Here is a 13,122-nt window from a genome sequence, read left to right as displayed (position 1 = left end):
CTTTAGACACTAATTGACCTAAGCAGTGTCAGCTTTTCTCTTCATTTTCCCGCTTTATATTGGCTTTGCTAGCATTATTCTGTAGCATTTATTCACATGGGAAACAACAAACAAAAAGCATAGCTGGCATAAATCGGCAGGTATGCTTTTCTTTATAGAAGGAGGAATCAATTACCTGCGCTTAGGCATTTATTCCTTTTAGAAACTGCTTATTTTTCACCTTTTGCAGGTTTTTTAGCAGACGTCTGAATGGCTTTTTTAATGGTTTCAACATAGAGTTTCGCCCCTTCATCACTGCTGTCATTATAGTGAACACCATCAGACTCCGTCCAAATTTCAGAATGCGCAACAGCCGCTTCATACCAGTCTGCAACCGTAACATATTTGTACTTTTTAGCCAGACTTAGCTCATAGCTGCGAACATCAGGAATACGCTCGTCTTTAGTATTGTAAGGCGTCACAATAACTAAACGATGGCCGTCCGGAAGAGCATTGATAAACTGCTGGATGTTGTTTTCATATCCCTCAATTGAATTGACACCAACAGCAAGAACTACTGTTTTGGACAAACTCTTGTTGGTGATATGGTTTTGGAAGATCTCATAGGCACTTTCAAAATTTCGGCTTACCGCTGCATCAACTTGCGCTTCCGGCAGGACTGCTGAAAAAGCAGAGCTGGAGCGCAGTGTGACCGAGTCACCGATAACAGTAATATCACTAATGGCACCGGCATCACCGGCAGCAAGCGTATGGGTTCGGTTCATATTGTTATCAGCCTGATTAAGCGAATCAACCAGCAGGCTGGTCTCAAAGGCACCGACATGCGGCGCAGTGACGGTAATACCCAAAACGATAGCAGTCAAAAGACCGGCAAGACCGTAAAACCATTTTTTATACTGATCCAGGTGGATTTCCAATCCAAAAAGAGAGGAGCGTTTACCGGCAATATAGGGCTCAACAACATAGTAAGAAAGCGTTGAAAAGACAACTGAGAAAAACAAGGTAAAGATAACTGCCAGCCAGTTACTCATCAGCTGACCAAAAATGATGTAAAAAGGCCAGTGAAAAAGATACATGCCATAGCTGATATCCGCCAGATAAGTGACAGCAGCAGGCTCCGATAAATCAGGCGTCTGTTCATGCAAAATACGGCTTGAATAGACCATGACAGCTGTAAATAAGCTAGCCAGACCAAAACCAAATAGGTAAGTAATAATACTATCAAAGTCAAGTACAAAGCCTAACAGAAAGAGCAAAGCCGCACTGCCGATCATGTAAACAAGCACGCGCTTTGTCGGCCAGAGGCGAACATTTTTCTTAAACCGCTTGGTTGTTTCACGAATCCCTGAGGTTGTCGCAAAAATAGCTCCCAGGAAAAATGGAAAAATGTGCGTCAGCGTTGAGAAGTAAATGACTGAAAAATTGCTTACAAAGAAAGCACGTATGAACATGCTGGCAAAGCTGAAAAGAAACAGAACTGCCGAAATCAGGAAAATCAGCCCGCGGAACTGCCGCTGATCTTTAACCTTTCTTGACAAAAACCACACCAGAATACCCCAAAAAAGGTAAAAATGCACCTCAATGGCTAAACTCCAAGTATGGACAAAAAGATGCGGAATAAACTGACTTTCATAGCTGCTGCCCGTAAAAATCTCATAAAGATTAGTCGTGAATCCCAGCACAGCAGCAATCTGCCGGCCAATGTCCGCCACAAAATCTTTTCTAATCAAAAAGGTAAAGGGCATGGTTACCAGCACCATGATAACCAAAGGCGGAACAATACGATAAAAGCGCCGCCGCAAAAAGCCTAAAAGGTCTATTGCCTTATTTCGAGCATACTCATCAATCAGCAAGGCTGTGATAAGATACCCTGAAAAAGTGAAGAAAACGTCTACTCCAATAAAGCCGCCCGGAAAAGCCTGCTTAAAGAAGTGATAGAATAAAACCAGAAAAAGCCCGGCAATTCTAACAAAAGAAAACCATTTTATTCTCATTTTTGATAAATTCCCTGTTTAAACTTTCCTTTATAAATTTTCTTGTCCTTAGCAATCAGCTTGCCCTGACCGTCAGCCTGACCTTTCTTGAACTCTCCGGTATAGGACCAGCCCATGCCGGATTTGAAAGTACCGCGGCCGTTGAAAACACCGTTAACAAAGTTGCCCTCATAGACATCTCCGTTAGGGTAGGTCAGCTTGCCCTGACCGTTCATCCGATGGTTGAGGACATAGCCGGTGTATTGAATTTTGCCATTTTCATAGGTCAGCGTTGCCTTGCTGCCAAATTTAATGCTAAAAACAGATAAGCCGCATACAACGATGACAATGACTGCTAATAATTCTAATTTTTCTCTTGTTATCTGTATCTTCTTCATCTTATTTATTCAATTCTATTTAATAATGCCATTTTACTACAATTTGAAAATATAACAAGGTGCAGCTAATCAATTTTTCCCAGCCACATGCGGCAGCCCTTTTGAACTAAGCGGTAAGTTTCTTCAAAGTCCCCTGTATAATAAGGATCCGGCACTCCGCCATCTGTAAAAAGGAAGATTTTATCATCAAACTGACCCTTTGACATTTTCTTCAAATCACGGACATTTGCACGATCCATACCAATGATAACATCAAAATAGCGAAAGTCAGTCATGCTAATCTGCTGAGATTTCTTGGAAGAATCATAGGCAATATCATATTTTTTAAAAATTTTCTGTGTCCCGCGATGAATCGGATTGCCGTGCTCCCAGCCGGAAGTAGCTCGGCTGGCAATTTCAAGATTGTCGGAAGCAACTGCTTTCATGACAAATTCGGCCATTGGACTGCGGCAGATATTTCCCAAGCAGACAAAACAAATCTTCTTCATATATCATTTCCTTTTAATGCTCAAGCCGTTAGTTGTCTTCTATATAATCATAGCCCAAGTGTTCATAAGCCTTAGCCGTTGCGACACGGCCGCTGCGCGTTCGCATAATAAAGCCTTTTTGAATGAGGTAGGGCTCATACATGTCCTCAACCGTTTCACGCTCTTCCGCGATATTCACCGACAGCGTTCCCAGGCCCACAGGCCCGCCGTGATACATTTCAATCATTGTTTTGAGAATCTTCTGGTCAATATAATCCAGCCCTTCATGATCCACATCAAGCATGGTCAGAGCCTTATCCGTTATTTGATTATCAATCAGACCGTCTCCCATAATCTGCGCATAATCACGCACGCGCTTTAACAGACGGTTAGCAATACGCGGAGTTCCGCGGGAGCGTCTGGCTAATTCGAGCGAAGCCTGATGGGTAATTTCCATCTCAAAAATATCCGCTGTCCGCTCAACAATCTCGGTCAGGTCAGCTTCTGTATAGTATTCCATGTGACCGGTAATCCCAAAGCGGGCCCGCAATGGATTAGAGAGCATACCGGCACGTGTCGTTGCACCAATCAGCGTGAATGGCGGCAAATCAAGATGCACACTGCGGGAGGTTTCACCGGCACCAATCATAATGTCAATGTAGAAATCCTCCATAGCACTGTAAAGAACCTCTTCTACAGCCATGGGCATTCGGTGAATTTCATCAATAAAAAGCACATCTCCAGGTTCCAATTCATTGAGAACAGCTACCAAATCACCAGCCTTCTCAATAGCCGGTCCGCTGGTTTGTTTGAGATTGACTCCCAGTTCATTCGCAATGACAAAGGCCATCGTGGTCTTACCAAGCCCCGGAGGACCAAAAAGCAAGACATGATCCAGAGCCTCATCGCGCTGCTTGGCCGCCTCAATAAAAATTTTCAGCTGATCCTTTACCTTATTTTGACCAATATATTCCTGCAAATACTGCGGGCGCAGAGTTCGTTCAGCAAACTCTTCATCACCCATAAGCTCATTATCTAAAATTCTAGTCATAGTTTAATTGTATCATCTTGCAGGCAAAAGAAAAAGACAAAAATCAGTCTCGGCCAAAAATTTAAACAGCTCTGCAAAAAAAGAAAGACCTTTGCTGAAAGGCAAAAATCTTTCTCTTTTTGACCGTAAGACCGCTTTTGAGTACTTCTGGTATATTTGCTAAAAAACTGTGCGGCCTGATACTGATCAAAAAGCCTTATCTGGAAGTTTTAGCTGTGTTTTCACAAACTAGATTCCCCACCAGTCAAGGGCTCTTAAAATTGTTAAAAAAACTGTAGCCATACCCTTTCTCCTTTCTTTTTTGATGGTATCATTATAAAGTATTGGAGAAGAAAAGAACAGGACATCTATGTCCTGTTTAGGTTGTAGACAAACTCCCAAAACTAAATTCTCTCTCAAATTTCATCATAAAATACTATCACTTTTCGTTTTTGTAAGATGATATAGAAACGATCAAAGCCTAACCCGATATTTTCCGATGTAGCAAAAGAGGCAGAAACTCACTGTTTCTGCCTCTCGGAGATTTTGAGACCTAGGCTCAAAATCTAGATATGGAATTCCGAAGGAAGTCGCTATCGTCCGTGCTACCTAAGGAAAGTATCATAACAAAATATTACTTTTTAAGAAAATAGACTTTTTCTTCAGTCTGAACAGGACATCTATGTCCTGTTTTGGGAATCCTGCTGCCACTCTCTTTCTAATTTTTCTCTCAATGTAGTATTCTCAGTTAATTTAGCAAATAAAATGGCGGAGTCATAGCTTTTTCTAGCCCGTGCTTCATCATTTTCGACTAACAGATAATGCTTCCACTCGAGTATACTGACAATAGGTTTCTTTTGAAAATCAGAGGTTTTCATCATGATGTCATTGGCAACTGCAATCAGCTCTTTGATCATGTCATATTTTTCCAAAAGCAGGAGGATGCCGAAATTATTGAGCAGAACATTATTAAGTACAAATAAATCTTCGACGGGCAGATAATCACTCTGCTTTAACAGAACCTGCATCAGTTTATCGTATTTATCTAAGTCGAAAATATCCTTGCGCAAATCACTGATGGTCAGGCAGGAAAAATAGAGGTCAATGATGATTAAATCATTTACCTGATAGCGTTTGCGCATCAAGATTTGGTCAAAGTAATCATTTAAAATGCCAACCCCAAAATCAATATTTTCACTGAGATGAATGTCTAATTTCGACTGTAGAGCATCAACCACAAGCTGCTCTTCTTCCGGCAGGGTGTCGTAAAAATGATTAAAAATCTCATCAAAATAAGCCTCCCTTTCAGCCAGCTTTTCCTGATCGCCGTAGGTCGGTGTTCTCAGTAACAGATACTTCAGCTCCTTATAGCGGCTAGGCAGGTCAATGTTTCGCCCATCTGTCAGATAATCCAGTGTCACACCCAAACGCTCAGCAATATAAACAGCCTTTCTGAGTGTAGGAACAGACTCCCCCGACTCAATCCTTGTCAGCTGCCGCATGGACAGTTCAGACTCATCTTGACAGAAAACTTCTTTGGTCAGTCCCTTTTCTAACCGCAGCCGCTTTACTCTCTCCCCAAAATCTTCTAACATAAAATCTCTTTCTCATTTTTTATTATTCTATCATAAGTCTATAATATAGTAAATTTTTCTGATATTTTTATGCTGATTTTTAAGTGTAAAAAGCTGCGACTTTCGTCACAGCTGTCTGTCGTTTATTAATCTTCTAGGCCAATGCGCTTGAAAATCTCATCAACACGCTTAGTGTAGTAAACAGGGTTGAACAGCTCATCAATCTCATCCTGACTTAAGCGCGACGTAACAGCTTCGTCAGCTTCAAGAAGCGGTTTGAAGTCCACTTGATTGTCCCAAGAATAGGCTGTCTTAGGCTGAACCAGATCATAGGCTTCTTCACGGGTCATGCCTTTTTCGATAAGCTTAAGCATAACGCGCTGGCTGAAGATAAGACCAAATGTTGAGCCCATATTGCGCAGCATATTTTCCGGGAAAACCGTCAGGTTTTTGACGATATTGCCAAAACGGTTAAGCATGTAGTCGATGAGAATAGTCGTGTCCGGTGCGATGATGCGCTCAGCCGAGGAGTGCGAAATATCACGCTCATGCCAGAGGGAGACGTCCTCGTAAGCCGTAATCATGTGACCGCGAATAACACGCGCAAGACCCGTCATATTTTCAGAACCGATCGGGTTACGCTTATGAGGCATGGCAGAGCTGCCCTTTTGACCCTTGGCAAAAAATTCTTCCACTTCGCGCTGTTCTGATTTTTGCAGACCTCGGATTTCCGTCGCCATGCGCTCAATTGAGGTTGCAATGCTGGCAAGAACGGCAAAGTATTCAGCATGCAGGTCACGCGGCAGAACCTGAGTAGAAATTTCCTGCGGACGAATGCCTAATTTTTCACAGACGTATTTTTCCACAAATGGCGGAATGTTGGCAAAGTTCCCAACGGCACCGGAGATTTTCCCGGCTTCGACACCGGCGGCCGCATGTTCAAAACGCTCAATGTTGCGCTTCATTTCGCTGTACCAAGTGGCTAATTTAAGACCAAAAGTCGTTGGCTCCGCATGAACACCGTGGGTACGTCCCATCATGATGGTAAACTTGTGCTCACGCGCCTTATCAGCGATAATCGTGAGGAAATTGTCCAAGTCCTTGCGAATGATGGCGTTCGCCTGCTTGTAGAGGTAGCCGTAGGCCGTGTCCACCACATCGGTCGAGGTGAGGCCGTAGTGAACCCACTTGCGCTCGCGGCCCAGTGTCTCAGACACTGCACGGGTAAAGGCAACCACATCGTGGCGGGTCTCCTGTTCAATCTCCAGAATACGGTCGATATCAAAGTCCGCATTGGCACGAATTTTCGCCACATCTTCCTTAGGGATTTCCCCCAGCTCCGACCATGCCTCATCGGCCAAAATCTCGACCTCCAGCCAAGCACGGTACTTGTTCTCTTCACTCCAAATGTTCGCCATCTCAGGGCGTGAATAACGGTTTAGCATTGTTTTCCTTTCTTTGTTACTAGTAACGCGATTGCAATTTCTCTTATTTCCACTTAGATATATGAATTCAAGCAAATCATCACGATGCTTTAACTCCAAAACTAGAAGTAAAAGTCAGAATTCTCTGCCACTTACATTCTCTTCATATTGTGACACAACCTACAGTTACTGATTTCTGTTTTTCTCTGTCAAAGCGTTAACAATTGCAGTTCCTCCAACAGAAACTACGGCTGTTACAATCCATCCTGCATTTTTCTTCACAAATTTGACTGGCTTATTTATCATCTTGCCAATTTTATGAACTTGTTTTTTATCCATTTTGAATCTCTCCTTTTAACAACTCTTTCCCAGTAAATTCTATTGTAATTACATCATCTTCTGACAATTCTGTTGTTCCAATTTGAGCAATGAATTCATTGGGTTCAATACACCATTTCATTTGACGCTGGTGCTCTTCACCATCTAAATCTTGCAATTCTACTAACTTTGATACATACTCATGGTGTTTTTCAACTAAAGATTTAACAGGCAGATAAACAATGTCAACCAATTCACCATTTCCTGTTACCGAATAAGTTTTAGCAAGCAAATCACTAGCTTTTACAATATAAGAAAATTGATCATTTAATTCAAAAAAACTTTTTGAAACATTTTCATTAAATTTATCATCAAATGATGATTTTAAAAACAGCCTAATTTTTGATGTTGGAATAGCAATTTGTTTACTGACTTCGTTCTCAAATTCCTTAATAAGCGCCTCTCTTCCTTCATTCAACTGACTTACTGCATTCAACAATAAAAACTGCTTATGTCGATTATCATTAGACATCATCAGCGCGTGATTGATTGTACTTTCCGCACCTAAAATTTTAGCACGTCGATCATCTTTCTGCCCCTGTTTAATGTCTAAACCAATTTGTTTAACTTCGGATAGTAGAATTTCCAAATCGTTTATTTTTTGAGCATTTACTAATTGATTCACATTAGACATAACATTCTGTAAAGCTTCAGGATTATCTAGTACGATTTTTTCTAGTCTAGCTTTAGAAACAATATTGTTATTTGTTCCTCTAGTCACAAAATTAGGTAGTAGAGATTTCCTATCCGCTGTCTTTTGAAAATCAATCTCTCCATTTTGGAACTTTTTCAATTGCTCCTGAGTGAATTTAACAACATACATTTCCTCAGGATTGATATTTTGCTTAATTTCATTGTAAGAATTAACAATAGCCGACAAATAATTACTAATTTGTTCAAGATTTCTTCTTTTATTTTGAAGTAGCTCAACATCAAGTGAACTACTTTCCACTTCCTTTACTTTGGCAAGTTTGTCATTTTTTATAGCTAATTCGCCCATGTATCCCCCTGTAAAAAATCAATTTATCACTAACCACCACACACCCCTGCAGTTTTGTTTTTACTATCTAACTTCCAGCGCTTTTCCCAAATCTTGGAAATACTGTTTTTGTTGCTTTCTTAAATAAAGCCAGACAAATGGTGACAGGAGAGCATTTTTTACAGTGACATCTTCTGTAAAATCCAGAATTGTTTGACCATCATGATAATCAAACCGTCCTAGCCAAGTGCCTTGGAGATTTTTATTTTCAAATTCAAGCTCCCAGAGCTTGTACAAATCGACTTTGGTCACCTTAAAATTTGTCTGAATGCCATTTTGGGTATATTCAATAAAATGGCTATCATCTACCTTTTCAAATTGACCAAGATCATTTCTCCAGGTTTGATTTGATAAGTCAGTGACAAGTTCCCATACCTTATCAATAGGATAGAAAAAACTTGCTTTCCTATTAGATTTTACCATAAGTTCGCTCCTATTTTACAACTATCTTGATACTAAATCAGCATAAACGCAGCACATAGGCCTGAAAAAATATTAGCTGCTGCATGGATAATCCAACTTGGAATAATGGATCCTTGGCTCTTTTGTTCATTGATATATCCCATCCCATAAGCAATGACAAATGTGAACACTGTTATCATGATTGTGGAACCAATATCCAGCACTTTAAAAAATATGAGACTATGTACTAAAGCAAAACACAAAGACTGAATGCTATTAGCCAAAGGAAAGGTCAGCTTTTGCATAAGACGCTTCAATAAAAATCCTCTGAAGAATAATTCTTCCGGCAGAGCGGTATTAAATAGTCCATAAATGAGAATAGAGGGCAGAACCTTAAAACCACCGCCTCGAAAAACGGTTGTCGCCATTGACACTCCCTTTAAGCGGAATAAAATAAAGAGAGAAATAAGCAAAAATAATACTGTCATCACCAGTAGGGGCACAAAGACTTGTTTAAAATCCTGTTTATTGACTTTCTTAAAGCCTAGCCAGTCTAGAAAGGTAGCGTGTTTCCTGTCTATACCAAACCAATAAATAAATGGAATGATAGCAAATAATACTATTTCTAAAAAGCTGCTGATGACTTTTGAAATGAATAGTTCCATGTGTTAACCTCCTGATACCTATCATACCATGTCAGCATTTACTGTCAAAATGGTCACCCTTCCCTTTCTAATCTACCCATTTACCGCTAATTGTGCGGCTTTCTCTGCATGGATAGCTGTTGTGTCATAGAGGGGGAGGTCTGTGTCTGCTTGTTTGACGAGGAGACCAATCTCTGTACAGCCTAGGATAACGGCTTGGGCACCAGCATTTTTCAAATCATCAATGATGGCAAGATAGGTTTGCTTGGAGCTGTCTTTGATGTCTCCCAGACAGAGCTCATCATAGATGATCCGGTTGACTTCGGAAATGCCAGCTTGATCTGGAATCAGCACCTCAAGTCCTGCTTCAAGCAGTTTGTCTTTATAAAAATCTTGGGTCATGGTGTACTTGGTGCCCAAAAGACCGACTTTTTGAATGCCATTTTCAAGCAAAGCTTCAGCAGTTGCCTGCGCAATGTGCAGAATAGGAATGGTGATTTTTTCCTGAATCTGCGGAGCGACCTTGTGCATGGTATTGGTGCAAATGACAATGAAGTCGGCACCAGACTGCTCCAGCTTCTGGGCAATTTGGCTCAGCACTTCCGCACTCTTAGCCCAGTCGCCGCTGGCCTGATAGCGCTCAATCTCCGCAAAATCAACACTGTAAAGCAGAATCTTGGCCGAATGCAGACCGCCAAGCTCTTTTTTGATTGTTTCGTTGATGAGCTGATAATAAGTCGTTGTGCTCTCCCAGCTCATACCACCGATAAGACCGATTGTCTTCATATTATTCATTTAAAAACCAACTTTATTTTTTATTATTAATTGCAAGAGTTTGTCTGTACTCAAAAGCTTCTGCCTGTTCAGATAATTCAATAGCTAACACTTTATGTTTCTCAAGAATGGATTTAATTTCTTCAAAAGGAACCTTGAAATACTCTTTACGCCCATTTACTTTATTAACCCTATATGCTGCTAATTGATTATGAAGATCTGTTTCCAGAGCAAAAGCTTCTTCACTAAAAATAAGAGCATGAACATCAAATCGAAAAGGTACAGAAGCACTGCTCAACTCACGAATACGCTCTAAAGGCTCCAAGCGACGGGTTACGCCTATTTTATAAACATTTTCTCCAAACGAACCTATGTTAGAAATAATATAAACATATCCTGCTGTTGCATGTCCTTCGCGATAATCAATATCTTCTTCAAGTTCATCAAGTTCAGAGAGCTTTTCTTGATACTCTGCTAACTGCAACTTCAATTTTTCCACCTCATCACTAGCCGCTGTCTCTAATAACTTCTCAACATTGTCAACCATCTGTTTGAAATGTTTTCTATCCTTATCAAGCTGCTTACGCCGAGCCTTTATTTCCGCCTGCAGTTTTCTATCTTCGCGTTCCTTTTCCCTTTGTTCACGAAGCAAATCTTTTTCCTCTTGTTTTTGAAGTTCATATTCTGCAGCTAATCTCAATTCAGCAATTTTTAATTCAAGATATTCATAGGTTATCCCAATCAGGTTTCTAGCATACATCTTATTAAGTTGTTCAAATGCTCTTCTTAATGCTTGAACCTTTTTATCAACATTGCTAACAGATACTTTAACGAGCAGTGCATCAGCTTCGCCATTAAAACCACGGATAGCAGCCTTTATAAGCTGATTTTGCATAGCTCGCCCCTTGCTCTTACTATTATCTAAAAGCATTGGCCGTATAATAACTCCTGCCTGCTTATTTTTAACCATTGATTTCTGCTGCATTCGTAATGTATCTAATTTATCCTTATATTTTGTACTATCGGAAAATTTATACTGCCTCTCAAAAAAGCCAAACTCTTGTAAACTTAAATTATCATTAGCTAAATCAATTTGCTGTTTAAGATGATCAAGCTCTGCTTGTTTATGTACAATAGTTTCATCCATAGATAGAACTTTATGTGTGTCTCTTATTTGTGCCTTCAAATCTTTTAATAAGACTTTCTTTGATTCAATATCAGATGATAGCTTAGCTAATTTTTCTTCTAAAATTTCATCCTTAGGCTTTCCAAAATTAAATAATCCCACTAGCTAACAGCTCCTATATATTGTTTATTTCTCATTGGTAAGATTAATTATCTAAAAATTTGTTTCACTGCCTAAAACTCCCTCACTTCATCCGGCTCATCACTTAACACCGTGACGTGTCCCATTTTGCGGTTGCGCTTGGCTTCTAGTTTACCATAAAGGTGGAGGTGGGCGCTAGGGTTGGCGCGAACATAGGCTTGGGCTTTTTCCATGTATTGGCCGAGGACATTGAGCATGACAGCCGGTGCATGCAGGTGAATGCCGGGCAGGGGTGCTCCAAGCACACCTAAGATATGAGTGTCAAACTGGGAAAAATCGCAGGCCTCGATGGAATAGTGCCCTGAGTTGTGAGGGCGCGGTGCGATTTCGTTGACAATGATGTCATCGGCGGTCGCAAACATTTCCACACAAAGGGTGCCCGACAGCTTCAGCTGTTTGGCGATTTGCACCGCCATGGTCTGTGCCTGAGTGCTCAATTCATCCGAAATACGGGCCGGAACAATGGTTTTAGAGAGAATATTGTTGCGGTGGATATTTTCCTGAACGGGAAAGACCGTCACGTCTGTCCCGTTTCCTGATACGATGACGGAAATTTCCAGATTGAAATTGACAAATTCTTCCAGAACACAGTCTGCTGTGTCCGCTAACTGACAGGCGTCAGCCAGATTTTCCTCAGACCTGATGACTACCTGACCATGCCCATCATAGCCGCCTGTCGCGGTTTTGAGGACATAATTTTTAGACAGATCAAGACCGTCCAAATCGCTGCTGGAGTGAACCACCTTGTAGGGTGCCACAGGGACATTTGCCTTGTTAGAGAGGAAGTCTTTTTCAAAAATTCGGTTTTGGGAAATGCGGAGCAAATCTGTGCCTTGAGGCAGCTGACCGTCCTTGACAACAGCGTCGAGGGCGTCTGCATCAACATTTTCAAATTCATAGGTCAAGACATCGCAGCGTACCGCCAGCTGACGCAGAGCGTCCACATCATCGTAGGGTGCCGCAATAACCTCTGCTACCCGAGAAGCTGGGCAATCCGCTGCGGGATCTAAGGCAATGACCTTATGTCCCATATAAATAGCAGAAATGGCCATCATCTGCCCCAGCTGACCGCCGCCGATAATTCCTATTGTCTTAGTTGAGCTCATCAGTCGACTCCTCGGCAATTCTGCCTTGTTCTTTGTGAAAATCAGAAAGCAGCTGAGCGATTTTTTCATCCTCAACCGAGAGAATGCGCAGAGCTGTCAGAGCAGCGTTGGTCGCTCCCGCTTCACCAATGGCCATGGTCGCAACAGGCACACCGCCCGGCATCTGAACGATGGAATAAAGGGAATCAAGGCCGCTCAAAGCGCGTGATTTAACAGGCACACCGATGACCGGCAGCGTTGTTTTGGCTGCCACCATCCCCGGCAGATGGGCGGCTCCGCCGGCTCCGGCGATGATAACCTTGATGCCGCGGCCGCGTGCTTCTTCGGCGTGTTTGAACATAAGATCCGGCGTGCGGTGGGCTGAGACGACTTTCTTTTCATAAGCCACGCCGAACTGATCTAAAACTTCTGCGGTTTTTTGCATGGTAGCCCAGTCGGATTTAGACCCCATGATAATAGAAATAATTGGTTTTTTCATGAAAATTCCTTCTTTTTTGACAGTTTCCTTGGGTAGTGGGGACGCAAGCGACCGCCTAAGGCGTTCCATTGCTTAATTTCGGGCCCACAGTCTCGAAATTCCCCTAGA

Annotated in this window: 14 protein-coding genes; all 14 read right to left on the bottom strand. The window is 41.7% G+C overall.

The annotated features are described in order from the left end of the window. Positions 1-209: 209 nt before the first annotated feature. The 14 genes from G573_RS0100220 to purE all read right to left on the bottom strand — a co-directional run bounded on the left by G573_RS0100220 (position 210) and on the right by purE (position 13,014). A complete protein-coding gene (locus tag G573_RS0100220) occupies positions 210-1,994 on the bottom strand; it encodes an acyltransferase family protein (protein ID WP_027974847.1) in 1,785 nt (594 codons plus the stop codon). Next, a complete protein-coding gene (locus tag G573_RS0100215) occupies positions 1,991-2,371 on the bottom strand; it encodes an MORN repeat-containing protein (RefSeq protein WP_027974846.1) in 381 nt (126 codons plus the stop codon). Before G573_RS0100215 ends, G573_RS0100220 begins: the two co-directional genes overlap by 4 nt. 65 nt (positions 2,372-2,436) lie before the next feature. Further along, positions 2,437-2,859, bottom strand: coding sequence for a low molecular weight protein-tyrosine-phosphatase (locus G573_RS0100210; protein ID WP_027974845.1), 423 nt, complete (start codon positions 2,857-2,859; stop codon positions 2,437-2,439). A 28-nt stretch (positions 2,860-2,887) separates the two neighbouring features. Then, on the bottom strand, positions 2,888-3,889 hold the full coding sequence (ruvB, locus tag G573_RS0100205; protein ID WP_051175676.1) for a Holliday junction branch migration DNA helicase RuvB: 1,002 nt from the start codon (positions 3,887-3,889) through the stop codon (positions 2,888-2,890). A 659-nt stretch (positions 3,890-4,548) separates the two neighbouring features. Next, positions 4,549-5,463: a helix-turn-helix domain-containing protein gene (locus G573_RS0100195; protein WP_027974843.1), complete on the bottom strand. Its 915-nt coding sequence runs from the start codon at positions 5,461-5,463 to the stop codon at positions 4,549-4,551. 125 nt (positions 5,464-5,588) lie between these two features. Beyond that, positions 5,589-6,887, bottom strand: a complete 1,299-nt coding sequence (gene purB / locus G573_RS0100190; RefSeq protein WP_027974842.1) for an adenylosuccinate lyase — start codon at positions 6,885-6,887, stop codon at positions 5,589-5,591. 165 nt (positions 6,888-7,052) lie between these two features. Continuing rightward, positions 7,053-7,205, bottom strand: a complete 153-nt coding sequence (locus tag G573_RS11480) for a hypothetical protein (protein WP_169364428.1) — start codon at positions 7,203-7,205, stop codon at positions 7,053-7,055. Then, positions 7,198-8,244 (bottom strand): hypothetical protein, encoded by a 1,047-nt coding sequence (locus tag G573_RS0100180; RefSeq protein ID WP_027974841.1) that lies wholly within the window; start codon positions 8,242-8,244, stop codon positions 7,198-7,200. The genes G573_RS11480 and G573_RS0100180 overlap by 8 nt, the downstream gene beginning before the upstream one ends. A 63-nt stretch (positions 8,245-8,307) precedes the next feature. Then, the gene (locus tag G573_RS0100175) at positions 8,308-8,706 is read right to left on the bottom strand and encodes an SRPBCC family protein (RefSeq protein WP_027974840.1); all 399 of its coding nucleotides are present in this window, start codon (positions 8,704-8,706) and stop codon (positions 8,308-8,310) included. Positions 8,707-8,738: 32 nt separating this feature from the next. After that, positions 8,739-9,350, bottom strand: coding sequence for a CPBP family intramembrane glutamic endopeptidase (locus G573_RS0100170; protein ID WP_027974839.1), 612 nt, complete (start codon positions 9,348-9,350; stop codon positions 8,739-8,741). Positions 9,351-9,422: 72 nt separating this feature from the next. Continuing rightward, positions 9,423-10,115, bottom strand: coding sequence for an aspartate/glutamate racemase family protein (locus tag G573_RS0100165; protein WP_027974838.1), 693 nt, complete (start codon positions 10,113-10,115; stop codon positions 9,423-9,425). Positions 10,116-10,137: 22 nt separating this feature from the next. Further along, entirely contained in the window at positions 10,138-11,391 is a 1,254-nt protein-coding gene (locus tag G573_RS0100160; protein ID WP_027974837.1) for an SNIPE associated domain-containing protein, read from the bottom strand. A 71-nt stretch (positions 11,392-11,462) separates the two neighbouring features. Further along, entirely contained in the window at positions 11,463-12,536 is a 1,074-nt protein-coding gene (purK, locus tag G573_RS0100155; RefSeq protein WP_027974836.1) for a 5-(carboxyamino)imidazole ribonucleotide synthase, read from the bottom strand. Then, on the bottom strand, positions 12,523-13,014 hold the full coding sequence (gene purE, locus G573_RS0100150) for a 5-(carboxyamino)imidazole ribonucleotide mutase (RefSeq protein WP_027974835.1): 492 nt from the start codon (positions 13,012-13,014) through the stop codon (positions 12,523-12,525). The genes purK and purE overlap by 14 nt, the downstream gene beginning before the upstream one ends. Between the last annotated feature and the right edge of the window lie 108 nt (positions 13,015-13,122).

The organism is Streptococcus devriesei DSM 19639, from assembly GCF_000423725.1.
In the GTDB taxonomy this organism is placed as follows: Bacteria; Bacillota; Bacilli; order Lactobacillales; family Streptococcaceae; genus Streptococcus; species Streptococcus devriesei.
This window is presented reverse-complemented; position numbering and strand designations above follow the sequence as displayed.

Excerpts from the sequence above, each read along its gene's own strand:
- G573_RS0100220 (WP_027974847.1), bottom strand. The coding sequence starts at position 1,994 with ATGAGAATAAAATGGTTTTCTTTTGTTAGAATTGCCGGGCTTTTTCTG.
- G573_RS0100215 (WP_027974846.1), bottom strand. The coding sequence starts at position 2,371 with ATGAAGAAGATACAGATAACAAGAGAAAAATTAGAATTATTAGCAGTC.
- G573_RS0100210 (WP_027974845.1), bottom strand. The coding sequence starts at position 2,859 with ATGAAGAAGATTTGTTTTGTCTGCTTGGGAAATATCTGCCGCAGTCCA.
- ruvB (WP_051175676.1), bottom strand. The coding sequence starts at position 3,889 with ATGACTAGAATTTTAGATAATGAGCTTATGGGTGATGAAGAGTTTGCT.
- G573_RS0100195 (WP_027974843.1), bottom strand. The coding sequence starts at position 5,463 with ATGTTAGAAGATTTTGGGGAGAGAGTAAAGCGGCTGCGGTTAGAAAAG.
- purB (WP_027974842.1), bottom strand. The coding sequence starts at position 6,887 with ATGCTAAACCGTTATTCACGCCCTGAGATGGCGAACATTTGGAGTGAA.
- G573_RS11480 (WP_169364428.1), bottom strand. The coding sequence starts at position 7,205 with ATGGATAAAAAACAAGTTCATAAAATTGGCAAGATGATAAATAAGCCA.
- G573_RS0100180 (WP_027974841.1), bottom strand. The coding sequence starts at position 8,244 with ATGGGCGAATTAGCTATAAAAAATGACAAACTTGCCAAAGTAAAGGAA.
- G573_RS0100175 (WP_027974840.1), bottom strand. The coding sequence starts at position 8,706 with ATGGTAAAATCTAATAGGAAAGCAAGTTTTTTCTATCCTATTGATAAG.
- G573_RS0100170 (WP_027974839.1), bottom strand. The coding sequence starts at position 9,350 with ATGGAACTATTCATTTCAAAAGTCATCAGCAGCTTTTTAGAAATAGTA.
- G573_RS0100165 (WP_027974838.1), bottom strand. The coding sequence starts at position 10,115 with ATGAAGACAATCGGTCTTATCGGTGGTATGAGCTGGGAGAGCACAACG.
- purK (WP_027974836.1), bottom strand. The coding sequence starts at position 12,536 with ATGAGCTCAACTAAGACAATAGGAATTATCGGCGGCGGTCAGCTGGGG.
- purE (WP_027974835.1), bottom strand. The coding sequence starts at position 13,014 with ATGAAAAAACCAATTATTTCTATTATCATGGGGTCTAAATCCGACTGG.